Annotated in this window: 21 protein-coding genes and 2 tRNA genes; 16 read left to right on the top strand and 7 right to left on the bottom strand. The window is 59.3% G+C overall.

Annotated elements, in window-relative coordinates:
• Positions 1-98: 98 nt before the first annotated feature.
• Together ACA074_RS06250 and pdeM are read left to right on the top strand one after the other, a co-directional pair.
• Entirely contained in the window at positions 99-2,588 is a 2,490-nt protein-coding gene (locus ACA074_RS06250) for a ligase-associated DNA damage response DEXH box helicase (protein ID WP_497678624.1), read from the top strand.
• Positions 2,585-3,241: a ligase-associated DNA damage response endonuclease PdeM gene (gene pdeM / locus ACA074_RS06245; RefSeq protein WP_187679485.1), complete on the top strand. Its 657-nt coding sequence runs from the start codon at positions 2,585-2,587 to the stop codon at positions 3,239-3,241. Before ACA074_RS06250 ends, pdeM begins: the two co-directional genes overlap by 4 nt.
• A 46-nt stretch (positions 3,242-3,287) precedes the next feature.
• Here pdeM and ACA074_RS06240 read toward each other — a convergent pair whose 3' ends face one another.
• Positions 3,288-3,497, bottom strand: a complete 210-nt coding sequence (locus tag ACA074_RS06240) for a hypothetical protein (RefSeq protein ID WP_042557949.1) — start codon at positions 3,495-3,497, stop codon at positions 3,288-3,290.
• A 107-nt stretch (positions 3,498-3,604) separates the two neighbouring features.
• Positions 3,605-4,171, bottom strand: coding sequence for a dCTP deaminase (gene dcd, locus ACA074_RS06235; protein ID WP_007904652.1), 567 nt, complete (start codon positions 4,169-4,171; stop codon positions 3,605-3,607).
• Between the two features lie 353 nt (positions 4,172-4,524).
• On the opposite strand from dcd, the gene ACA074_RS06230 reads away from it, so the two are divergent.
• Positions 4,525-4,734, top strand: a complete 210-nt coding sequence (locus ACA074_RS06230) for a cold-shock protein (RefSeq protein WP_002554837.1) — start codon at positions 4,525-4,527, stop codon at positions 4,732-4,734.
• Between the two features lie 127 nt (positions 4,735-4,861).
• Here ACA074_RS06230 and ACA074_RS06225 read toward each other — a convergent pair whose 3' ends face one another.
• Positions 4,862-5,869, bottom strand: coding sequence for a DUF481 domain-containing protein (locus ACA074_RS06225; protein ID WP_497678623.1), 1,008 nt, complete (start codon positions 5,867-5,869; stop codon positions 4,862-4,864).
• A gap of 163 nt (positions 5,870-6,032) precedes the next feature.
• Between ACA074_RS06225 and ACA074_RS06220 the strand changes: the two genes are divergently transcribed.
• The 4 genes from ACA074_RS06220 (at position 6,033) to ACA074_RS06205 (ending at position 10,805) form a co-directional block, all read left to right on the top strand.
• Entirely contained in the window at positions 6,033-6,386 is a 354-nt protein-coding gene (locus ACA074_RS06220) for an MGMT family protein (protein WP_497678622.1), read from the top strand.
• A gap of 43 nt (positions 6,387-6,429) precedes the next feature.
• On the top strand, positions 6,430-7,989 hold the full coding sequence (locus ACA074_RS06215) for an AmpG family muropeptide MFS transporter (protein ID WP_497678621.1): 1,560 nt from the start codon (positions 6,430-6,432) through the stop codon (positions 7,987-7,989).
• Positions 7,990-8,118: 129 nt separating this feature from the next.
• Positions 8,119-9,834, top strand: a complete 1,716-nt coding sequence (locus tag ACA074_RS06210; RefSeq protein WP_497678620.1) for a proline--tRNA ligase — start codon at positions 8,119-8,121, stop codon at positions 9,832-9,834.
• A 17-nt stretch (positions 9,835-9,851) separates the two neighbouring features.
• The gene (locus ACA074_RS06205; RefSeq protein ID WP_305441728.1) at positions 9,852-10,805 is read left to right on the top strand and encodes a hypothetical protein; all 954 of its coding nucleotides are present in this window, start codon (positions 9,852-9,854) and stop codon (positions 10,803-10,805) included.
• A gap of 48 nt (positions 10,806-10,853) precedes the next feature.
• On the opposite strand, the gene dinB is transcribed toward ACA074_RS06205, so the two are convergent.
• Positions 10,854-11,915 (bottom strand): DNA polymerase IV, encoded by a 1,062-nt coding sequence (gene dinB / locus ACA074_RS06200; protein WP_401272062.1) that lies wholly within the window; start codon positions 11,913-11,915, stop codon positions 10,854-10,856.
• Positions 11,916-12,196: 281 nt separating this feature from the next.
• On the opposite strand from dinB, the gene ACA074_RS06195 reads away from it, so the two are divergent.
• The 5 genes from ACA074_RS06195 (at position 12,197) to ACA074_RS06175 (ending at position 17,583) form a co-directional block, all read left to right on the top strand.
• Positions 12,197-12,273 (top strand) — tRNA-Met (locus tag ACA074_RS06195).
• A 221-nt stretch (positions 12,274-12,494) separates the two neighbouring features.
• A tRNA-Met gene (locus ACA074_RS06190) sits at positions 12,495-12,571 on the top strand.
• Between the two features lie 279 nt (positions 12,572-12,850).
• Positions 12,851-15,490: a bifunctional lysylphosphatidylglycerol flippase/synthetase MprF gene (gene mprF, locus ACA074_RS06185; protein ID WP_497658840.1), complete on the top strand. Its 2,640-nt coding sequence runs from the start codon at positions 12,851-12,853 to the stop codon at positions 15,488-15,490.
• Positions 15,490-16,785, top strand: a complete 1,296-nt coding sequence (locus ACA074_RS06180) for a virulence factor family protein (RefSeq protein WP_497678619.1) — start codon at positions 15,490-15,492, stop codon at positions 16,783-16,785. The genes mprF and ACA074_RS06180 overlap by 1 nt, the downstream gene beginning before the upstream one ends.
• A gap of 486 nt (positions 16,786-17,271) precedes the next feature.
• Positions 17,272-17,583 carry a DUF3077 domain-containing protein gene (locus ACA074_RS06175; protein WP_497678618.1) on the top strand — a complete coding sequence of 104 codons (312 nt, stop codon included), beginning with the start codon at positions 17,272-17,274 and terminating at the stop codon, positions 17,581-17,583.
• Between the two features lie 75 nt (positions 17,584-17,658).
• Here the strand turns inward: ACA074_RS06175 and ACA074_RS06170 are convergent, their stop codons facing one another.
• The 3 genes from ACA074_RS06170 to ACA074_RS06160 form a co-directional block, all read right to left on the bottom strand.
• Complete coding sequence (locus tag ACA074_RS06170) at positions 17,659-17,946, bottom strand: type II toxin-antitoxin system RelE family toxin (protein ID WP_497658837.1); 288 nt, start codon at positions 17,944-17,946, stop codon at positions 17,659-17,661.
• A gap of 11 nt (positions 17,947-17,957) precedes the next feature.
• Positions 17,958-18,248, bottom strand: a complete 291-nt coding sequence (locus ACA074_RS06165; protein ID WP_401270033.1) for a type II toxin-antitoxin system Phd/YefM family antitoxin — start codon at positions 18,246-18,248, stop codon at positions 17,958-17,960.
• A 174-nt stretch (positions 18,249-18,422) separates the two neighbouring features.
• Positions 18,423-20,324, bottom strand: a complete 1,902-nt coding sequence (locus ACA074_RS06160; protein ID WP_095126536.1) for a potassium transporter Kup — start codon at positions 20,322-20,324, stop codon at positions 18,423-18,425.
• A gap of 290 nt (positions 20,325-20,614) precedes the next feature.
• Here ACA074_RS06160 and rimO point away from each other — a divergent pair, with 290 nt between their 5' ends.
• The 4 genes from rimO (at position 20,615) to ACA074_RS06140 (ending at position 24,005) form a co-directional block, all read left to right on the top strand.
• Entirely contained in the window at positions 20,615-21,952 is a 1,338-nt protein-coding gene (gene rimO, locus ACA074_RS06155; RefSeq protein WP_489878326.1) for a 30S ribosomal protein S12 methylthiotransferase RimO, read from the top strand.
• A gap of 223 nt (positions 21,953-22,175) precedes the next feature.
• Complete coding sequence (locus tag ACA074_RS06150) at positions 22,176-22,649, top strand: GNAT family N-acetyltransferase (RefSeq protein WP_401270027.1); 474 nt, start codon at positions 22,176-22,178, stop codon at positions 22,647-22,649.
• Positions 22,650-22,751: 102 nt separating this feature from the next.
• A complete protein-coding gene (locus ACA074_RS06145; RefSeq protein WP_187679499.1) occupies positions 22,752-23,462 on the top strand; it encodes an rRNA pseudouridine synthase in 711 nt (236 codons plus the stop codon).
• 72 nt (positions 23,463-23,534) lie between these two features.
• Positions 23,535-24,005, top strand: coding sequence for a YehS family protein (locus tag ACA074_RS06140; RefSeq protein WP_401270023.1), 471 nt, complete (start codon positions 23,535-23,537; stop codon positions 24,003-24,005).
• Positions 24,006-24,128 lie beyond the last annotated feature (123 nt).

The following is a 24,128-nucleotide window of genomic DNA, read 5'->3' as shown; positions in this document are numbered from 1 at the left end:
GCTCGCTCCCACAAGGATATTCATCTACTGACGAAATTAAACTTGTTAGCGGGCACTGCGGTCATTGGAAGAACACCTCCAGAGCGCGCGCAGCAGGCATGGCGAAATCCCCCGACCTCGCAAAAACCTGGTTCAGCGCTCGCGGCTGGAAGCCGTTCGCTTTTCAGAAACAGGTATGGGCCGCCGTCAAAAATGGCGAGTCTGGATTGCTGCACGCCAGCACCGGCGCCGGTAAAACCTATGCGGTGTGGTTTGCCGCACTCAATCGTTTCGCCAAATCCGCGCCAATCGTAGAAACATCGCGTAAACGCAAACCGCCGGCCGAACCACTGACGGTGTTGTGGATCACGCCTATGCGCGCCCTCGCCGCCGACACCGCGCGCGCCTTGCAAACCCCTGTCGATGATTTGCAGATCCCGTGGAGCATCGGCCTGCGCACCGGTGACACCAACAGCAGCGAACGCGCGCGCCAGAGTCGACGCCTGCCAACTGCGCTGATCACCACCCCGGAAAGCCTGACCCTGCTGCTCGCTCGCGCCGATGCGCGCGCAGCGCTGTCGACCCTGCGCATGATCGTGGTGGACGAATGGCACGAATTGCTTGGCAACAAACGCGGTGTGCAGTTGCAACTGGCCCTCGCCCGCCTGCGCCATTGGCAACCCGACCTGATCGTCTGGGGCGTATCCGCCACGCTCGGTAATCAATCCCACGCCGAACAGGTGCTGATCCCACAGGGCGGAGGCATTAGCGTTCAGGGCCAGAGCGAAAAGTCCCTGGAGGTCGACACCCTGCTCCCACCGACTATCGAACGCTTTCCATGGGCCGGGCACATCGGTCTGAAGATGCTGCCGCAGGTGGTCACCGAACTCGATGCCTGCGCCAGTAGCTTGGTGTTCACCAACACCCGGGCGCAGTCGGAAATCTGGTATCAGGCGTTGCTTGAGGCGCGCCCGGACTGGGCCGGGCTGATCGCCTTGCATCACAGCTCGCTGTCCCGTGACACCCGCGATTGGGTCGAAAAGGCGTTGAAGGACGGTCAGCTTAAAGCCGTCGTGTGTACGTCGAGTCTCGACCTAGGGGTGGATTTTTTGCCGGTGGAGCGCGTGCTGCAAATCGGTTCGACCAAAGGTGTCGCGCGCCTGATGCAGCGCGCCGGACGTTCGGGTCATGCGCCCGGGCGCACCTCGCGGGTGACGTTGGTACCGACTCACAGCCTCGAGTTGATCGAAGCAGCTGCCGCTAAAGACGCCGTGGAGCAACGGCGCATCGAACCGCGCCTGTCGCCACACAAACCGCTGGATGTGCTGGTACAACATCTGGTCAGCATGGCGCTGGGCGGCGGATTCTTACCCGATGAGCTGTACGAAGAGGTCCGCGGTGCGCGGGCTTATCGTGACCTGACACCCGAGGATTGGGCCTGGGCGCTGGCTTTCGTACGCCATGGCGGAATGTCTCTGACAGCCTATCCGGATTACCGCCGGGTCGAACCGGACGAGCACGGCGTCTGGCGCGTGCCCGATGCGCGCCTGGCCAGGCGCCACCGTATGAGCATCGGCACCATCGTCAGCGATGCAAGCATCCAGTTGAAATTCTGGAGCAAGGGCGGTGGTGGCAAACAATTGGGCAGTGTCGAGGAAGGTTTTATCGCGCGGCTTAAACCGGGTGATGGTTTTCTCTTCGCCGGACGTTTGCTGGAGTTGGTGCGCGTGGAAAACATGACAGCCTACGTCAAACGCAGCACCGCGAAAAAAGCCGCCGTACCGCGCTGGAATGGCGGGCGCATGCCGCTCTCCAACGAATTGGCCGAGGCGGTGGTGGCGCGCTATACCGCCGCCGCGCGGGGTGAGTTCGTTGGGCCGGAAATGCAGGCGTTGCGGCCATTGCTGGAAACGCAGGCCCGCTGGTCTGGCCTGCCCACCACCGACAGCCTACTGGCCGAGGTGCTGAAATCCCGCGAAGGCTGGCACCTTTTCCTTTATCCGTTTGCCGGGCGTCAGGTGCATTTGGGGCTGGCCAGCCTGCTCGCGTGGCGGGTCAGTCAGCGTCAACCGGTGACATTCTCGATCGCGGTCAACGATTACGGTCTGGAGCTGCTCAGCGCAACGCCGGTGGACTGGTCGAAACAACTCGATACCGAACTGCTCAGCCCCGATCATCTGTTGCGGGACGTCCTGGCCAGTCTCAACGCCGGCGAGCTGGCCCTGCGACGCTTTAGGGAAATTGCCCGGATTGCCGGACTGGTGTTCGCCGGTTACCCCGGCGCGCCGAAAAGTACCCGGCAAGTGCAGGCCTCCAGCGGCTTGTTCTTTGAAGTGTTCAAACAATATGACGCCGACAACCTGCTGCTGGCGCAGGCCGGGGAAGAAGTCCTACGCGAAGAACTGGATATTCGGCGCCTGGAACAGACACTGGCGCACATCAATCAGATGACACTAGAGGTACATCAGATCAAACGTCCTACACCCTTGGGGTTTCCGCTACTGGTGGAACGCATGCGCGAGAGCATGAGTTCGGAAAAACTTGCTGACCGGATAAGACGGATGGTCGGTGATCTGGAGAAATCCGCAGACAAGGGCAAGCGCACATGAACGCGCCCTACCCGGTGCGTCTGGCTGGCGAGGAACTCTGGCTACTGCCGGAGAAAGCCCTGTATTGGCCGGAACAGCAGGCGCTGCTGATCGCCGACGTGCATTTCGGCAAGGCGGCTGCCTATCGCAGCCTCGGGCAACCCGTCCCGCAAGGGACAACGGCGAGCAATGTCGCGGTGATTGATCGGCTGCTGGCGAAACTGCCCTGCCGACAACTGATATTTCTAGGCGACTTCCTGCATGGACCTGGCTCGCATGCAGCGGGCACTTTAAGCGCGCTGGCTGAATGGCGGTCACGCCACGCGGATCTGCCGATGACGCTGATTCGCGGCAATCACGACAAACGCGCAGGCGACCCACCGGCGTCGCTGAACATCCGCGTGGTGCCGGAACCGCTGCTGCTCGGGCCGTTCGCCCTGCAGCATGAACCCGATCCCCATCCCGAAAGGCACGTGCTGGCCGGGCATGTGCACCCGGTTTATCGGCTGCATGGCAAGGGGCGGCAGAGTTTGCGCCTCGCATGCTTCAGGCTGGGTGAACGCATCAGTGTGATGCCGGCATTCGGCGCCTTCACCGGCGGCTATCCGGTCGAGCGCGACGAGTCCTGTAGGATCTTTGTCATTGGTGACAACGAAATATGGCCAGTCAGTTGAAGTCTTGCCGGACTTCAACTGACTGGCCATTCATTTCCCATCGGGATCAGGCAACTGGCGCCGGTGGTGGCTCGTCGGGAAGGGTCGGCTCGCCCGGCTCGGTCGGTTGTTCATTGGGGGTATCGGGATCAGGCTGGCCAGGAATTCCGCCGGCCATGCTGATGGGCGGGTGTGCCAACAAGGACCAGGCCAAAACGCCAATCTGATTGGGTTCAAGCCTTGCCAGTTCGGCACTGATATGCGGATCGATCTTCATAGGGCACTCCTCGGCGAAGGCCCGTTTTAGCAGAAGCAAAAACGGGCAGTACACCCCATAGAGTGTCTGCCCGCCAAAGAATTCCCGACAATTGCCGGATGGACGAATCAGGTACGCGGCAGAGTTACGCCACGCTGGCCCTGGTACTTGCCGCCGCGATCCTTGTAGGAAACTTCACATTCCTCGTCGGATTCGAGGAACAGCATCTGCGCCACGCCTTCGTTGGCGTAGATTTTCGCCGGCAGGTTGGTGGTGTTGGAGAACTCCAGAGTCACGTGACCTTCCCACTCAGGCTCAAGCGGAGTGACGTTAACGATGATGCCGCAACGTGCGTAGGTGCTTTTGCCCAGGCAGATGGTCAGTACATTGCGCGGAATACGGAAATATTCGACGGTGCTGGCCAGGGCGAAGGAGTTCGGCGGAATGATGCACACGTCGCTATGGATGTCGACGAAGCTGCCGGCGTCGAAGTTTTTCGGGTCGACAATGGCCGAATTGATGTTGGTGAACACCTTGAAGTGGTTGGTGCAACGCACGTCGTAGCCGTAGCTCGACACACCGTAGGAGATCACCCGGCTGTCGTCGCTGCCGCGCACCTGGCGCTCGACGAACGGTTCGATCATGCCGTGTTCCTGCGCCATGCGGCGAATCCACTTGTCCGATTTGATGCTCATGGCGGGTGTCCTGAATAGCGAGGTGGAAAAATTCTGTCCGGCATCTTACCGGTCGCGCCGCCGGGTTCAAAGTGCGCGCTGCAATTCTCGCCGAACACCCATGAAATACGGGCTTTGGCGATGAACCGTCACACCGCCGATCCCGAAAACAGAGAAACCTTCGCAAGAAGCATTGGCACTTCTCGGAAAAAGGGTTAAGGTGGCGTCACTGTGTTGCTTGTGTCACTGAGAATCTCTACACGATATGTTGAATTTCGATCCAACCATCTACAAGAATTTTTCCTGCTCTTTGCACTCAGTCTCGGCCAGGGTTCTTCCTGAGTCGCAGTTATCTTTGTTCAAGGAGTTACACCATGTCTAATCGCCAAACCGGTACCGTTAAGTGGTTCAACGATGAAAAAGGCTTCGGCTTCATCACCCCACAATCCGGTGACGACCTGTTCGTTCACTTCAAAGCTATCCAATCCGACGGCTTCAAAAGCCTGAAAGAAGGCCAACAGGTTTCTTTCATCGCTACCCGCGGTCAGAAAGGCATGCAAGCTGAAGAAGTACAAGTTATCTAACTTGTAGCTTCTTTAGAAAAGAGCCCCGCCCTTAAAAGCGGGGCTTTTTTGTGGGCGTCTGTTTTTTCAGGCGCAAAAAAACGCAGCCTGATCAGGGCTGCGTTTTTTATTGCCGCTGAGACCGGCCTTACCAGGCCACGCCAAACCCTGCGGTATAACGGGTCTTGTTCAAATCCGCATCGTTGGTGCCACTGATGATGTCCCGCTCGGCTTTCAGATTCAGCGACGCCCAGTCGGTGACCTTGTAGCGCAAGCCCATCTCGGCATCCAGCGCATAGTCAGCCACACCGGACAATGGCTTGCCCACCTCGCCATTGGTGAAGAACTCGACCTTCTTGCCGATCAAGTAGCGGTTGTAGTCCCACTTCATCGCAACGGAATAGAAGTTGTCCTTGCTGCCATCGCTGTATTCATAGTCGGTACGGTTCAACAGCGAGCCGAGCGAGAACGCGCCCAATTCGTTATCCCAGAACTGGTAACCCGGACCGGTACCTACCACTCGCTGACGGGACAGCTCTTCAACGTGATCGCGCTTGTAATTCAGACGCCCTTGCCAGAACCACTGATCGGTGAGGAAGCGGTCGAGTGCGTACTCGGCGCGCCAGTTGTCGGTGGTGGTCACTTCATCCTGCACTTCGCGGTTGTATTCGCCCTCGGCGGTGTGCCGCCAGCGACCGTGGCGCGCCGTAGTCTTGAAGCCGATATCGTAATCGTCGGTGTCTTTTTCCGCGCGCTGATAATCCAGCGCCAGATCGACATTGCCCTTCCACACCAGATCCTCGACCACCGGTTTCGGCTTGAGGATTTGCTGGATGCTCGCCAGCTCCACGGTTTTCGGCGCTTCACCGTTGGCCAGCGTGACCTTGCCGTCATCGGCAGCGGTCAACGATTTGGCTTTCTCGCCATTATAGGCATCCTGCTTGACCAGCAATTGCTGGTCACTCTCCAGGGTCTTGACCTCTTTCCAGTCGATCGAGACCGCGCCAGCGTATTTGGTCTGAACCAACAGTTTGCCGCCATCGAACACGGTAATTTTGCCACTCAACTTGTCACCGTTCTTCATCCAGACGGTGTCGGCAAGCAGGGGCGTGGACGCACTGAAAACAGCAAGGCACAGCAAGGTTCTGGAAAACATAAGCGAGTCGGGGGCTCAAGTTTGCGAAAAAGGTCGGCATTATCCGTAGGAATAAGACCCTGACAAGGACTGACCGGACTATTTCTATTGAGTTCATTTCTCAACTGCGCGATCAGGGATTACGCTTAAGGCTTCAAATCGAGCATGTTCAGGAACCGCGTACGTGACAGACCCGATCCACGAAGGCGACAGCGAAGCGCAAATCCGACGCACGGCGCTCTACTCGACCCTCGCTCAAGTGCCCGAAGGCAAGGTCGTCAGCTATGGTCAATTGGCTGACCTTGCCGGGTTGGGACGCGCTGCCCGCTGGGTCGGGCGAACCTTGAGTCAATTGCCCGGCGACACCAAACTGCCCTGGCACCGTGTATTGGGCGCCGGCGGGCGAATCAGCCTGCCGGTGGGCAGTCCATCGGGTGATGAACAACGGGCGCGTTTGCGCATGGAAGGCATCACCGCCCTGAACAATCGTGTGGATATTCAGCGCCATGGCTGGCGTCCGGTAGAGCACAGCGGTTAGAGTGCGCGCTTTGTTTTCGCAATCTTGAGGCAGACTTCAGCCCATGCCCCGTAAAACCTGGCGCGCCGCGCTCGCCGCCTATGCCAGTCCTTCGACGCTCGTGCTGTTGTTGCTCGGTTTCGCCGCCGGCCTGCCGTACATGCTGGTGTTTTCAACGCTTTCGGTCTGGCTGCGTGAAGCGGGTGTGGCCCGTGAAACCATCGGCTACGCCAGCCTCATCGGCCTGGCTTACGCGTTCAAATGGGTCTGGTCACCGCTGCTCGATCAATGGCGCTTGCCGTTGCTGGGCAAGCTCGGCCGTCGCCGCTCGTGGCTGGTGCTCTCGCAAGCACTGGTGATTCTCGGCTTGATCGGTATGGGTTTCTGCGATCCGCAGAAGCACCTGTCCTGGCTGATCGCCATCGCCGTCGTCGTTGCGTTCGCCTCCGCCACCCAAGACATCGCGGTAGACGCCTATCGCCTGGAAATCGCCGACGACAGCCGCCAGGCCGCACTCGCCGCCAGTTACATGTCCGGCTACCGCATCGCCGCGCTGCTCGCCACCGCGGGCGCGTTGTTTTTCGCCGAAGGTTTCGGCTCTACCGGTTTCAACTATCAACACTCAGCCTGGGCCGGCACTTACGCACTGTTCGGCGCACTGATGATTCCTGCGCTGCTCACTACCCTGCTGATGCGCGAGCCGCCTGTGCCGTTGCGCACCCAATTGCAAGCTGGCCGCTATACCTTCATGCACCAACTGATGTCGGTATTCGTACTGATCGTGCTGCTGGTGTCCGTGCCGGCGATGTTCACCCAGCTCTACAACACCGATTTCGCCAGCGTTTTGTTCGAAGGCGTCAGCCCGCTCGACCTGCTGCTGGAAGACCGCGCCTTCCTGCGCGCCATTCTTTATACCTTGCTCACCTGGATGTGCCTGTCGGCCATGGGTCGCCGCGGGCTGGCGCCGGTCCTGACGCCGGTCAACGACTTCATTCTGCGCTACCGCTGGCAGGCGCTATTGCTGCTCGGGCTGATCGCCACCTATCGGATGTCGGACACGGTCATGGGCGTGATGGCCAACGTGTTCTACATCGACCAGGGGTTCACCAAGGACCAGATTGCCAGCGTCAGCAAGATCTTCGGCCTGATCATGACCCTCGTCGGTGCGGGCATGGGCGGACTGCTGATCGTGCGCTTCGGTATCCTGCCGATCCTGTTTATTGGCGGCGTGGCATCGGCGGGCACTAACCTGCTGTTTCTGATGCTGGCCGACATGGGGCCGAACCTGAAGATGCTGGTGGTGACCATTTCCCTCGACAACTTCAGCTCGGGACTGGCGACTTCGGCGTTCGTTGCCTACCTGTCGAGCCTGACCAACCTTAAGTTCTCCGCGACGCAGTACGCCCTGCTCAGCTCGATCATGCTCCTGCTGCCGCGCCTGATCGGCGGCTATTCCGGGGTGATGGTGGAGAAGTTCGGTTACCACAACTTCTTCCTGATCACCGCCATGCTCGGTGTGCCGACGCTCTTGCTGATCGCCCTGCACTGGTTCCAGGAAAGCCGCCGCGAAGGCCCTACACCAACGCCTGAGCCTGTGCCGACGCCGCTTGTGGAAGAATCGTAAGACGTTTCGCCAAGGGCGGGAAGAATCCCGCCCTTGTGTCCCTCCGCCGGCCGCACTTCTGTACGTCAGCAAAACTCGCCGGTACACTGCTCCGTCATTTCCAGTCATAGCAACCGACAACGGCCAACCATGCGCACCAGTCAATTTTTGCTCGCCACACAGAAAGAAACGCCTTCCGACGCGGTCGTAATCAGCCACCAGCTGATGCTGCGCGCCGGCATGATCCGCAAACTCGCCTCAGGTCTGTACACCTGGCTGCCCATGGGCCTGCGAGTGATGCGCAAGGTTGAAGCCATCGTTCGTGAAGAAATGAACGCTGCCGGCTCTCTGGAAGTGTTGATGCCGAGCACCCAACCGGCCGAGCTGTGGCAGGAATCGGGGCGCTGGGAAGAATACGGCCCTGAGCTGCTGCGCATCAAAGACCGCCACGGTCGCGACTTCTGCGCGGGCCCGACCCACGAAGAAGTGATCACCGATCTGATGCGCAACGAATTGAGCAGCTACAAACAGTTGCCAATCAACCTGTACCAGATCCAGACTAAATTCCGTGACGAAATCCGCCCACGCTTCGGTTTGATGCGCGGCCGCGAATTCATCATGAAGGACGCGTACTCGTTCCACGCCGATCAGGCTTCGCTGCAGGTCACCTACGACCGCATGCATCAGGCGTACTGCAACGTGTTCACCCGTCTGGGCCTGAAATTCCGCCCGGTTGAAGCCGACAACGGCTCTATCGGCGGCGCCGGTTCCCACGAATTCCACGTACTGGCCGAGTCCGGCGAAGACGATATCGCCTTCAGCAACGGCTCCGACTACGCAGCGAACATCGAAAAGGCCGAAGCTGTGCCACGGGAAACTTCCCGCCCTGCACCGGCCGAAGAGCTGCGTCTGGTCGACACTCCGGACACCAAGACCATCGCCGCGCTGGTGGAAAAATTCAGTCTGCCGATTGAAAAGACCATCAAGACCCTGATCGTGCACGCGGAAGAAGAAGGCAAGCTGATTGCCCTGATCATCCGTGGCGACCACGAACTGAACGAAATCAAGGCAGCCCAGCAACCAGGCGTGGCCAGCCCGCTGGTCATGGCGTCCGATGCCGAACTGCGTGACGCCATTGGCGCCGGCGCTGGTTCCCTCGGCCCGCTCAACCTGCCGCTGCCAATCATCATCGACCGCTCGGTCGAACTGATGAGCGACTTCGGCATCGGCGCGAACATCGACGACAAGCACTACTTCGGCGTGAACTGGGAGCGCGATCTGCCGGTTCCGACCGTGGATGACCTGCGCAACGTGGTTGCCGGCGACCCAAGCCCGGACGGCAAAGGCACGCTGGAAATCAAACGTGGCATCGAAGTCGGGCACATCTTCCAGCTGGGCAACAAGTACAGCAAGGCGATGAAGTGCGAAGTGCTGGGCGAAAACGGCAAGCCAGTGACCCTGGAAATGGGCTGCTACGGCATTGGCGTGTCCCGCGTGGTGGCTGCCGCGATCGAGCAGAACAACGATGCGAACGGCATCATCTGGAGCGACACCCTGGCGCCGTTCCAGATTGCTCTGGTACCGCTGCGTTACGAAACCGAGCAGGTTCGCGAAGCCACCGACAAACTGTACGCAGAACTGACTGCGGCCGGTTTCGAAGTGCTGCTGGATGATCGTGACAAGAAAACCAGCCCGGGCATCAAGTTCGCGGACATGGAGCTGATCGGCATTCCACACCGGATCGTGGTCAGCGACCGCGGCCTCGCCGAAGGCAACCTTGAATACAAGAGCCGTACCGAAGGCGAGGCGCAAGCGCTGCCGGTGGCTGACGTATTGTCCTTCCTTCAGGCTCGTATCCGCCGCTGAAACCAGATAGAGACGTCATGTTCAAGCGAAACACCTTGGGCCTCGGAGGCACCGCCCTGTGCGGTGCCCTGCTGGTCAGCGGCTGTGCCAATCACATGTCACAGCGCAGCGAGCACGAAGAGCGTGTCGAGCGAAAGTTGCTCGATCACACTTTGCAGATCGATGTCGGTGAGCCCAAGGAACTTGAGCTCCCGCAGCGACGCGTGAAGATCAACGAGCAGAAGACATTCGAAGTCACCGAATTCGAAGTCACCCGCCGTTACGACCGCTACACGCCTTACCAACCCTGGCGGGAAGTCTACGAGATTCCGCTGGGCGCGGTGGCGGTGGTCGGTGGCGTCGGCGCGAACGTGGTCAACGTCTTTGCGCTTGGCAATTTGCCGGACAGCGTGACCAAGGACTGGCTGAGCTACGGTTTTGCCGGGCTCAATCCGTTCATGAACGTGCAGTCCAACGGTCGTGCGCAACAGAATCTGGCCGGCATCGATGAAATCCAGCGCGACAAGCGCACGGAGTACTCGAGCCTGCCGTGGAGCGAGCGACCGGTGCAAGTCAAGGCCGGCAAGCAGACATTCGACATGACCACCGACCGTAACGGCGTGCTGCGTCTTAACCTGCTCGACAGCCCGTTTGCCGAAAATGATCTCAATCATGTCGGCAAATTGCAGATCAGCGTCGAAGACGCCAAGGATGAAGTTCACTCTGACTCAACCCTGATGATCAGCAGCCACCTGCGGGGCAAGTTGCTGGAAGCTCACGGGCTGATTTACGACGATCTGGAAGACGACGAAGTGAGCCAATGGGTACACCGGGTCAAACGTCTGTCGGAATTGGGTCTGGAAGAAGAAGCCAGCGAGCTGGAACAAAGCCTGATCGAACTGACGCGTAACGATCCAGAGTTGCAGGCTGAGTTTCTCAAGTCGCTGACCAAGGATGCGGGGCGGTTGGTGGCGGATCCGGGACCGAATTAAGCTCTGTTAAAAGATCGTCCTATCGGACGATCTTTTGCTTTTAAGGGTTCAACGCTCAAACAACTCCATCTGCTCAAACCCGCCACGCAAATCCTCCAGTCTCACCCCAACCCCAAGCAACCGCACCGGTTTACCCCCGCGATTGAACGCCTGCGTCAGCATCAACTGATAACTGCCCAGATCCCGACCCGCCCCGGCCTGCTCCAATGTGGTCTGGGTAAAATCGTGGAATTTCACTTTGACGAACGGCTTACCCGGCCGATAGCTGCTGTCGATCCGCGCCATGCGGGTCTTCAGGGTTTCCAGCAGCTCCGGCAATTTGTCCAGGCAACTGCGCAGGTCCGGCAGATCGACATCGTAGGTATTTTCCACACTGATCGACTGACGGCGACTGTCGTTGTGCACCAGCCGATCATCGATCCCACGCGCGAGACTCCAGAGGCGCTCGCCAAAACTACCGAATTCACGCACCAGCGCCAGCTTGTCCCATTCACGCAACTGCATGCAGTCGACGATACCGAGCTTGCCCAACTTGTCTGCGGTGACCTTGCCGACGCCGTGCAGCTTGTTCACCGGCAAACCGCTGACGAAATCCTCGACTTGATCCGGTGTGATCACGAACAAGCCGTTGGGCTTTTTCCAGTCGCTGGCGATCTTCGCCAGAAACTTGTTCGGCGCCACGCCAGCAGAAACCGTGATGTGCAACTGATTGGAGACCCGGCGACGAATATCCTGGGCAATGCGCGTGGCACTGCCGCCAAAATGCGCGCTGTCCGACACGTCCAGATAGGCCTCATCCAGCGACAGGGGCTCGATCAGGTCGGTGTAATCGGCAAAGATCGTGTGAATTTCCTTTGAGGCTTCGCGATAGGCATCCATACGCGGTTTGACAATGGTCAGATCCGGGCACAACTTCAAAGCATGCCCGGATGCCATTGCCGAGCGCACGCCATAGGCACGCGCCTCGTAATTACAGGTAGCGATCACCCCACGCCGATCCGCCGAACCACCCACCGCCAACGGCTTGCCGGCCAGACGCGGGTCATCGCGCATCTCGATGGCGGCGTAGAAACAGTCACAGTCGATGTGGATGATTTTTCGCTGAGTCATGTCAGAAAAGGAAACGTGGCGAGCCGGGTCGGCAGTATCTCACTGACACCTGTATATAGCACCAGTGGTGCTGAATGTTCTTTTATGACTGTAGGAATCGTCCTGTGAATTTATTTTCTCAATCGAAAAGCGACCTTCAATAGAGCTGAAAGCCTTGCCCCACCTGCCCTGCGGCTTCTTTCAAGTACCGACAAAGAGCGCTAACCGATTGAACCTCAACAGTTTTATCCGGATTGAAGGTTGACAGCCCAGCGATCCTCTGTAGAATGCCGACACACAGACGCGGGATGGAGCAGTCTGGTAGCTCGTCGGGCTCATAACCCGAAGGTCGTCGGTTCAAATCCGGCTCCCGCAACCAAACATCAAAAAAGGCTACTCGAAAGAGTGGCCTTTTTTGTGCGCGCTTGTTTTTCAGGTTCAGACCTCTTCACCCAGAGAATAGCCAAACAGGAACTCGTTTCATTTCCGAAACTTAACGCGTTACCTGCGACCGTTTGACGCGATTCCACACTTATTTGACCCTTTACGGGATTAGCGGTTGACACCTCGCCGTTCGCCTGTAGAATGCCGCCACACAGACGCGGGATGGAGCAGTCTGGTAGCTCGTCGGGCTCATAACCCGAAGGTCGTCGGTTCAAATCCGGCTCCCGCAACCAAACATCAAAAAAGGCTACTCGAAAGAGTGGCCTTTTTTGTATCTGTGGAAAAAGTCCTTTCGCAACAATGATCTGTCACTGTGCAGTGAATCGTCCAGGATCTTCAGAACCGCCGTGTTGCGACTATGCTTTGAGTCGCGGGCAAGAGGTCTGCAATCCATGACTGCCCTCGCCGATACCTGGTGAGAGGCGTAGTATTTTGTGATTATTTTTTTCTACAGGGATTGGTAACTTGGCTGGATACCTCCATCCTGTCGCGCACAATCCAAGAGGTGATTGATGCGCGCCAACTCGTCTGATCCACAAGACACCGTCACAGCGAACCAACCGATCAAACCCGAGCGCCTGCGCTTGCTGGATCGGTTAAGCAAATACCGTCAACCGATCGGTCTGGCGGTCACTCTGCTGTTGTTTGCCATTGCCCTGATTGCCTGTCGCCACTTGCTCGCCGAACTCGATCTCGATGCTTTGCACGACTCGATTCTCGACGTACCGAAACCCGCCCTGCTCGGCGCATTCGCAGCGACCGTGGTCGGCTTCATTATTCTGCTGGGCTATGAATGGTCGGCCAGCCGCTATGCTGGCGTGACATTGCCACCGCGCACACTGGCCCTCGGCGGCTTCACGGCGTTTGCGATTGGCAACGCGATCGGTCTGTCGCTGCTGTCCGGCGGTTCGGTGCGCTACCGTTTATATGCACGACTGGGTCTGGGAGCGTCGGAAGTCGCGCACATGACCTTATTCGCCAGCCTGTCGCTGGGCTGTGCCCTGCCGCCACTGGCTGCTCTAGCGACGTTGAGCGACCTGCCCGCTGCATCTCAGGCACTCGGCCTCTCGGAAGGCTTGCTCGGCACTGTTGCCGTGACCGTGCTGCTGCTCGGCGCCATCCTGATGATAGGCATCTATCGCCGTCGCCTGCCGGAACAACCCTACCCCGATAACCTGCTGGTCAAGGCCGGACGCCGCACCCTGCGCCTGCCGGGTCGACGCCTGACTTTCCTGCAACTGGTGATCACCGCCCTCGACGTCGCGGCGGCCGCCACCGTGCTGTATCTGTTGCTGCCAGAAGCCCCGCCCTTCGGCGCGTTTTTGCTGGTGTACCTGCTGGCGCTGGCCGCTGGCGTACTCAGCCATGTACCGGGTGGCGTTGGCGTGTTCGAAGCGATCCTGCTCGCCGCATTCGCCGACAAGCTCGGTGCTGCGCCACTGGCCGCTGCATTGCTGCTGTATCGCCTGATCTACGTGGTGCTGCCGCTGCTGGTGGCTTGCGTACTGCTGCTGATCAACGAAGGCCAGCGCCTGTTTCAGACCCAGACCATGCGCGCGGCGTCCGGTCTGGCTGCGCCGATTCTGGCGGTACTGGTGTTCCTGTCCGGTGTGGTGCTGCTGTTTTCCGGTGCCACGCCTGAAATCGATACGCGTCTGGAGCACATCGGCTTTCTGATCCCACATCGCTTGGTCGACGCCTCGCACTTCGGCGCCAGCCTGATCGGCGTGCTCTGCCTGATGCTGGCGCAGGGCCTGCGCCGTCGCTTGTCGGCCGCGTGGATGCTGACCACCATTCTGCTGCTGGTTGGCGCCCTGCTCTCCCTGCTCAAGGGTTTCGACTGGGAAGAAGCCTGTTTGATGACCCTCACTGCCGCGCTGCTGGGGGTATTCCGTCGCTCGTTCTATCGTCCGAGCCGTCTGACTGAGTTGCCGTTCTCGCCGCTGTATCTGGTGGCCAGCCTGTGCGTGCTCGGTGCTTCGGCCTGGCTGCTGCTGTTCGCCTATCAAGACGTGCCGTACAGCCATCAATTGTGGTGGCAGTTCACCCTTGATGCCGATGCACCGCGCGGCCTGCGCTCGCTGCTCGGCGCCGCCGTACTGCTACTGGTGATTGCCCTGACCTGGCTGCTGCGCACTGCGCGCCCGGTCATTCACCTGCCGACCCCGGACGAACTCGACCGCGCGGCGAAGATCCTGATGGCGTCGTCGCAACCCGATGGCGGCCTCGCATTGACGGGTGACAAGGCGTTGCTGTTTCACCAGAACGACGAAGCGTTCCTGATGTACGCCCGCCGTGGCCGCAGTCTGGTGGCGCTGTACGACCCGATCGGCCCTGGCCAGCAACGCGCCGAGATGATCTGGCAGTTCCGCGACCTGTGCGACATCCATCACGCTCGCCCTGTGTTCTATCAAGTGCGCGCGGAGAACCTGCCGTACTACATGGACATCGGCCTGACCGCGATCAAACTCGGCGAGGAAGCCCGGGTCGATCTGCATCGCTTTGACCTGGAAGCCAAGGGCAAGGAGATGAAAGATCTGCGTTACACCTGGAACCGTGGCACCCGTGACGGCCTGTCGCTGGAAATTCACGAGCCGGGTCAGGCGCCGATGGATGAGCTCAAGGTGATTTCCGATGCCTGGCTGACCGGCAAGAACGTGCGCGAGAAAGGCTTCTCCCTCGGCCGCTTCAGCGACGATTACCTGAAGCATTTCCGCATTGCGGTGATTCGCTTCGAGGGGCGCCCGGTGGCGTTCGCCAACCTGCTCGAGACCTACAGCCATGATCTGGCCAGTCTCGACCTGATGCGCGCACACCCGGACGCCCCGAAACTGACCATGGAATTCATGATGGTCGGCCTGATTCAACACTATAAGAGTCACGGATACGCGCGCTTCAGCCTGGGCATGGTGCCGTTGTCGGGGTTGCAACCCCGGCGTGGTGCACCGCTGACCCAACGTCTGGGCTCGATGGTTTTCCGCCGTGGTGAGCAGCTGTACAACTTCCAAGGCTTGCGCCGCTTCAAAGACAAGTTCCAGCCTGACTGGGAACCCCGTTATATGGCCGTGCCCGCCGGACTCGATCCGCTGGTGGCGCTGGCCGACACTGCTGCCCTGATCGCGGGCGGCTTGACTGGATTGGTGAAACGCTGATGATTCAACGCTCCCTGAAGTACATCCTGGCCGCACTGATAGTGCTGGCCGTGATTGCCGGCGGCGGTTTCTGGTACCTCAAACGCCCGGCACCGGAACCGACCGTCGAACAGCTGACTCCTGCCGATGGCCCGGCCATGACCCGTGTGATTCCCGGCACCAAGCCGAAGTCTCAGGTGCTGGTAGCCGTCAATGACGATCAGAAGCTCAGTGAAAAGCAACTGACCACCCTGAGCCGCAGCGCCTCGGCGCAAATCGTTCAGGTGATTCTGCCCAAGGACTGCCTGCTGCAAAGCCGCGCTCTGCAAACCGGTCTGCGCGAACTGAACGGCCCGGCCACGCTGGTCAGCGGTATCGGCCCCGGCGCTGTGCTGGCCTGGCGCTGGTTGGCCGAGCAAAAAAACGACAAGGCCCAAGCGATTTCCGTGGACCTGGCACTGGAAAAAGGTGGCTGCACGCACCTGCTGCCCAAATCCGCCACCCACGGTCACTGGCTGGCGGCATGGAACGACAACCCGGACGACGCCAGCGCAGGTTTCGTGCGTGATCAACCGAACGCCGAAACCAGCATCAGCGACTACGACATCAACCTGCCGCAAGTGCTGAACAACGAGCTGCGCAAGATCCTCGTCGGCGGTGACAAGGCCAACGGCGGTCTGGCGATCCCCGTGGTTGAAGTCCCGGCCGGTCAAGCGAAAGACACCGTGACCCTGTTCCTCAGCGGTGACGGCGGCTGGCGTGACCTCGACCGCGACGTAGCCGGCGAAATGGCCAAGATCGGTTACCCGGTAGTCGGCATCGATACCCTGCGCTACTACTGGCAGCACAAGAGCCCGGAGCAAAGCGCCCTGGACCTGACCGAACTGATGCAGCACTACCGGCAGAAATGGGGCACCAAGCGCTTCATCCTCACCGGTTACTCGTTCGGTGCCGACGTCCTGCCGGCGATCTACAATCGCCTCCCGGAGACCGAGCAGCAACGTGTCGACGCGATCATCCTGCTGGCCTTCGCCCGCACCGGCAGCTTCGAAATCGAAGTCGAAGGCTGGCTCGGCAACGCCGGCAAAGAAGCCGCCACCGGCCCGGAAATGGCCAAGCTGCCACCGGCCAAGGTCGTGTGCATCTACGGCGAAGAAGAAACCGATGAGAGCGGCTGCACCGACAAGACTGCGGTGGGTGAGGCGGTGAAACTGCCTGGCGGTCATCACTTCGACGAGAACTACCCGGCGCTGGCCAAGCGTTTGGTGGATCTGATCGAGAAGCGTCAGAGCAAGGACTCGGTCGCCGAAGAGTGATCTGAAGCGCACCCACAAAAAGCCCCCGCCATCTCACGATGTCGGGGGCTTTTTACATTCTCAAGGATCACCGCATTCGCTGGATTCAGACATGATCGGTTTCTCCTGCCATATCTGTCCGACGTTTAGTCTCGTTTACTTCAAGTCTCGCAATATCGGATGACGCCGACAGACCTTGTAGGCAAACTCCGAATCGCATGTTGCGGCGCCTTGCCGCCCTGTTGCGCTGTTTTTCGACGGGATACTCTCCGGACGTCGCTGACCCATTCAGCGATCGGGCTTGGTAACCCGGTGGAATAAGGCGCAACAGCGCACTCGACACGACTCAGGCGTATCTCGTCCGAGTCCCTGTGTTATGGCAGCTGTGCGTGGGACGCTTTAGGGCGTGCCGGTTTCCTTGGTTCCCCGGTTTACCAACCTGCGCACAGCTGCCACCCATTCGCTTGGTATCGGATGCGGCAGCTCTCGAAATCAAGGGAATTGAACATGAGCAATCAATCTGATCTGAAAACAATCGGCTTCACCCCCTTCCTCTACAACTCGGATCAAGCGTATTTCAACGTTCGCTCCGGCATCCCGGTCATCGATGCCTTGTCCCAATCCTCCGATCTGCTGTACCTCGCCAAATCCTTCGCCGAGGATGCCGCCTACACCAAAGACACCGACCGACACGCCTGGGCCGCGCATTATCTGACAGTGATGGGCAAAGCCTTGATTGATGACGTGATACAAGCACTGATCCCACGACCTGCGCGGACGAAGACCGAGTCTGAAGAAGATTTCCCTGAAAGCCTGTAAAGGCAACCGAGACAAAAAAGCCCCCGCAGCCTTTAAGGCTACGGGGGCGCTTGATCTTGCTCAATCCTCACTTGATTACAAGCGGCGCTCTGCGGCGTCGTAGACTTCTTCGTCACGTCGAGCACCGACTGCAACGATCAACACCTGAATGGCTATACCATCGACGCGGTAGACGATTCGTGTGTCCCCCGTTCGAATCCTTCTACAACCCGCAAGGCTGGCTCGAAGGGGTTTACCACTCTTATCCGGCTCGCCGTTGATGATCCGTTCCTCGATAACATCAAGTATCCGGTTGGCAGCCGCCGATCCCAGTTGATCCAGATCTCCTTGGACCTCCGGATGATAAATTACTCCCCAAACCATCCAGCGCTCCTTTAATCCTTCTTGGCATACCTTGCCCGCATAGCGTCATGGCTGACTGCTTTGGTTTGATCAAAATTGCTCAGACGCTCACGAGCTGCCGCCTCGATGCGAAGCTCCTCAAGCTCATCCAGCATTTCTTGGTAGGCCTGCACATTGATAATGACCGCTGCCGGTTGATTGTCCTTGAAGATAACCAGACGCTCAGTGGCACGACTGGAAATCTCCTTGAGCCTCGCACTGAAGCTCCTGACCATGGCAGTCACGGAAATAGCCTGGTCAGCACGTTCTAATAATGCCGTCATAATCACCTCTTGCTCAGTTGCTGAAGCGCAGAATAATGCACAGAGTATTGCGTTGAATTAAACACCCTGCAACTTTGTATTTCTTTTGACTGACCAAATGAAAATCCGCCGGGCGCCCACAAAAAAGCCCCCGCCAGCCGCAAGGCTGACGGGGGCTTTTCAGTTGAGGCGGGGTTACATCTCCACCTGCGTCCCCAGCTCAATCACCCGGTTCAGCGGCAGATTGAAGAACCGCAAGTTGCCGTTGGCATTCTTCAACATGAACGCAAACAACGCTTCCCGCCAACGGGCCATCCCCTCAAGTTTCGAGGCAATCACCGTTTCGCGGCTGAGGAAGTACGTCGTACGCATCGGGCTGAAATCCAGATCATCCAGATGACACAGCTTCAGCGCCTGCGGCACGTCCGGCTCGTCGGTGAAGCCGAAGTGCAGGATCACCCGGAAGAACCCCTCCCCGTGCGCTTCCACTTCGAAACGACGTGATGGCGGCACGCGCGGGATGTCTTCGTAGACCACGGTCAGCAGCACCACTTGCTCGTGCAGTACCTGGTTGTGCAGCAGGTTGTGCAACAAGGCGTGGGGCACGGCGTCGGAGCGCGCGGTGAGGAACACGGCGGTGCCCTGCACGCGGTGCGGTGGTTGCACGCGGATGCTGCTGATGAAGATCGGCAGCGGTAGCGCGCCTTCGTCGAGACGATCGACCAGCAGTTCCTTGCCGCGCTTCCAGGTGGTCATCAGGACAAACAGCACAATACCCGCCAGCACCGGGAAGGCACCGCCCTGGATGATCTTCGGTACGTTGGCAGCAAAGAACAAACCATCGACCAACAGGAACCCGAGCAGAATCGGCACCGCCAACAGCGGTGGCCATTTCCACAGCAGCAGGATCACCGCCGACACCAGGATGCTGGTGATCAGCATCGTGCCGGTCACGGCCACACCGTAAGCAGACGCCAGCGCGCCCGAGGATTCGAAGCCGATGACCAGCAGGATCACGCCCACCATCAGCGCCCAGTTCACCGCGCCGATGTAAATCTGGCCCTGTTCGGCACTGGACGTGTGCTGAATGTGCATGCGCGGAATGTAGCCGAGCTGGATGGCCTGACGAGTCAACGAGAACGCTCCGGAAATCACCGCCTGCGAAGCAATGACAGTGGCCAGGGTCGACAACACCACCAACGGCACCAGTGCCCAGTTCGGCGCCAGCAGGTAGAACGGGTTACGCGCCGCTTCCGGGTTTTCCAGCAGCAACGCGCCCTGACCGAAGTAGTTCAGCACCAAAGCCGGCAGCACCAGAATCAGCCAGGCGCGTGCGATAGGCTTACGGCCGAAGTGACCCATGTCGGCATACAACGCTTCAGCACCGGTCAGCGCCAGAACTACCGCACCGAGGATCGCTACGCCCATACCAGGATGTACGATGAAGAAACGCACGCCCCACACCGGGTTCAATGCGCTCAGCACTTCAGGGTGTTTGACGATACCGTTGACACCCAAAGTGCCCAGCACCAGAAACCACGCCACCATCACCGGGCCGAACATCTTGCCGATGCGATCGGTGCCGTGTTTCTGAATCAGGAACAAGGCAACGAGCACGATCAACGACAGTGGCACCACCCAACGCTCAAGTCCGTCGAAGGCCAGCTCGAGGCCTTCAACCGCCGACAATACGGAGATGGCGGGCGTGATCATGCTGTCGCCGTAAAACAGCGCTGCACCGATCAGCCCCAGAATCACCAGCACCGTTTGCAGTTTCGGGTAGCGGCTGGATGCACGTCGCGCCAGAGCGGTCAGCGCCATGATCCCGCCTTCCCCCTGGTTGTCAGCGCGCAGTACGAACAACACGTACTTGATGGTGACGACCCAGATCAGCGACCAGAAAATCAACGACAGAATCCCGAAGACTCCATCGTGGTTGACCGGCACACCATAATGACCGGCGAAGACTTCTTTGAGGGTGTACAGCGGGCTGGTGCCGATGTCGCCGTAAACCACCCCGACCGCGGCGACCAGCATGCCGATCGGCTTTGCCGTCGAATGCTCGGCGCCCGCCGCCTGACTACTTGCCTGACCCATCCAACACTCCTACTTCTCAGAACCGGCTTCTTGGAATGAAGCACTATGCTTTGTGGTGCAGCATGCGCTGTTTTACCTGCTGTTACAGACGTTTTGTTGACTGTAAATAATCGGTAAAGCTCAACGGCGCGAAGCATAGCGCAGCACTCGTCGCATTTCCCGGCATAAAGCTGGTCAAGTGCGCTCCTCACCGCTAGAATTGCGCACTTTTTGATCAGAGGCGCGCCCTAAGCGCCCATCCGTCGGCTTTCCCACACGGCAAGCGGCGTCACAAAATACCGAGGTTAGACATGTCCACCACTCCTGCGCCGGCCAATCCAAAGGTTGGCTTCGTATCTCTGGGTTGCCCGAAAGCACTGGTCGACTCCGAGCGCATCCTGACCCAGCTGCGCATGGAAGGCTATGACGTGGTGTCCACCTATCAGGACGCCGACGTCGTGGTGGTCAACACCTGCGGCTTCATCGACTCGGCCAAGGCTGAATCTTTGGAAGTGATCGGCGAAGCGATCAAGGAAAACGGCAAGGTGATCGTCACCGGCTGCATGGGCGTGGAAGAAGGCAACATACGCAACGTGCACCCGAGCGTGCTGGCCGTGACCGGTCCGCAGCAGTACGAGCAAGTGGTCAACGCTGTGCACGACGTCGTGCCGCCACGCAAAGACCACAACCCGCTGATCGACCTGGTGCCACCGCAAGGCATCAAGCTGACCCCGCGTCACTACGCGTACCTGAAGATTTCCGAAGGCTGCAACCACAGCTGCAGCTTCTGCATCATCCCGTCGATGCGCGGCAAACTGGTCAGCCGTCCGGTCGGTGAAGTGCTCGACGAGGCCCAGCGCCTGGTCAAATCCGGCGTCAAAGAGCTGCTGGTGATCTCCCAGGACACCAGCGCCTACGGCGTCGATGTGAAATACCGCACCGGTTTCTGGAACGGCGCGCCGGTGAAAACCCGCATGACCGAGCTCTGCGAAGCGCTGAGCACCTTGGGCGTCTGGGTCCGTCTGCACTACGTTTACCCGTACCCGCACGTTGACGAGCTGATCCCGCTGATGGCCGCCGGCAAGATCCTGCCGTACCTGGACATCCCGTTCCAGCACGCCAGCCCGAAAGTGCTGAAGTCGATGAAACGCCCGGCGTTCGAAGACAAGACCCTGGCGCGCATCAAGAACTGGCGCGAAATCTGCCCGGATCTGATCATCCGTTCGACCTTCATCGTCGGCTTCCCAGGCGAAACCGAAGAAGACTTCCAGTACCTGCTGAACTGGCTGACCGAAGCCCAGCTCGACCGCGTCGGCTGCTTCCAGTACTCGCCGGTTGATGGCGCACCGGCCAATGATCTGGATCTGGACATCGTGCCGGACGACGTCAAGCAAGACCGTTGGGACCGCTTCATGGCGCACCAGCAAGCGATCAGCTCGGCGCGCCTGCAAATGCGCATCGGCCGTGAAATCGAAGTGCTGGTGGACGAAGTCGACGAGCAAGGCGCGGTCGGCCGCTGCTTCTTCGACGCCCCGGAAATCGACGGCAACGTGTTCATCGACAACGGCAGCAATCTCAAGCCGGGCGACAAGGTCTGGTGCAAGGTGACTGACGCAGACGAATACGATCTGTGGGCTGAGCAGATCTAAGCATCACCCAGTACCTGTGGGAGTGAGCCTGCTCGCGAATGCGGTGGATCAGTTGCTGAAATTGTTAACTGAACCAAAGCCTTCGCGAGCAGGCTCGCTCCCACAAGGGGAATAGTGTTGTATTGAAAAGCCCCGCTCTTTTTACGAGATGCGGGGCTTTTTTACGTCTATCGTTTGCTGAGGGAAGGATCCTCATCAAACCGGGCACAAGAGGCACACAGGCATGCGTCACCATTCGGTCATCCACACGCCGAAACTCAGCGATTATCAGGAACTGACCCGGGTCTGGGAGGCCTCGGTCCGCGCTACCCATGATTTTCTGCCGGACAGCTATATCGAATTGCTGCGCAACCTGGTGCTGACCCGCTACCTCGACTCCGTGATGCTGATCTGCACTAAGGATCACGAGCAACGCATCACCGGTTTCGCTGGTGTCGCAGCGGGCAAGATCGAAATGCTGTTCATCGATCCTGCGCATCGTGGCCAAGGCCTGGGCAAGAAACTATTGAATTACGCCATGCAGCATCTGAACGCCGATGAACTGGACGTCAACGAGCAGAACCCGCAGGCGCTGGGGTTCTACTTCAAGCAGGGGTTCGAGGTGATCGGCCGTTCGGAGGTGGATGGCATGGGCCAGCCGTATCCGTTGCTGCACATGCGCTTGCGCCAAAACCAGCAGCGCTCGGGCAATGGCTGATACACCACAGCTCCCGCATGATTTCACTGCCTGCAAATGGAACCGGGCTTAACCGGCGCCACACAGGTACAATGCCCACCCCTTTTTTGTTACGGCCCTGTCATGACTGACCCGATTCGCCTCTCCAAACGCCTCATCGAACTGGTGGGTTGCTCCCGCCGCGAGGCCGAGCTGTTCATTGAGGGCGGCTGGGTTACCGTGGACGGCGAAGTCATCGACGAGCCGCAATTCAAGGTCGGCGACCAGAAGGTCGAGCTCGACAAGGACGCCAAGGCCACCGCGCCGGAGCCGGTGACCATCCTGCTCAACGTGCCGGCGGGCATGGATGCGGACAGCGCGATGCAAACCCTGAGTGCCGAAACCCTCAGCGAAGAGCACCGTTTCAGCAAACGCCCGTTGCGGGGCCACTTCCTGCGCCTGACCGCCAGCACTGATCTGCAGGCCAAGGCCAGCGGCCTGCTGGTGTTCACCCAGGACTGGAAGATTCTGCGCAAGCTCACCGCCGACTCGGCCAAGATCGAGCAGGAATACATCGTTGAAGTCGAAGGTGACATGGTCGCCCACGGCCTCAACCGCTTGCAGCACGGCCTGACTCACAAGGGCAAGGAGCTGCCGCCGGTCAAGGCCAGCTGGCAGAACGAAAACCGCCTGCGCTTCGCCATGAAAAACCCGCAGCCGGGCATCATCGCCCAGTTCTGCGAAGCGGTAGGCCTGAAGGTTATCGGCATCCGCCGCATCCGTATCGGCGGCGTCTCGATCGGCAAAGTCCCGGTCGGCCAATGGCGCTACCTGTCCGGCAAAGAGAAGTTCTAAGACTTCCACTGCCGCCACATATTTCGGCATTGCCCCCGCGCGATGCCCACAACGCCTATCAGGATTACTCACATGATTCATAACGACGTATTGCGCAGCGTGCGCTACATGCTCGACATCAGCGACAAGAAGGTTGTCGAGATCATCAAACTCGGCGGCATGGACGTGACCCTCGCCGACGTGATCACATGGCTCGACAAGAAAGAAGAAGACGAAGAAGGCTTCGTGCGCTGCCCGGACGAAGTCATCGCGCACTTCCTCGATGGCCTGGTGATCTTCAAGCGTGGCAAGGACGAAAGCCGTCCGCCGCAGCCGATCGAACTGCCGGTGACCAATAACATCATCCTGAAAAAGCTGCGCGTGGCCTTCGAACTGAAAGAAGACGACATGCACGCGATCCTCAAGGCTGCCGAGTTCCCGGTGTCCAAGCCTGAGCTGAGCGCACTGTTCCGCAAGGTCGGCCACACCAACTACCGCCCGTGCGGCGACCAGTTGCTGCGTAACTTCCTCAAGGGCCTGACCCTGCGCGTTCGCGCCGCCTGATATTGCTTCCAGCGGTGGCGACTGACCGTCGCCGCCGCTGCGCATGACCGCTCATTCCCTTCGAAAATAGTGGCTCCGCTTTTCGCGGCTGGCGACTAGGGTGTATTGATCCCTAGCCCTCAG

The sequence above is a fragment of the Pseudomonas sp. LBUM1655 genome (assembly GCF_059716085.1).
The sequence above is the reverse complement of the archived record's forward strand: the minus strand, read 5'-3'. Positions and strand labels throughout refer to the sequence as shown.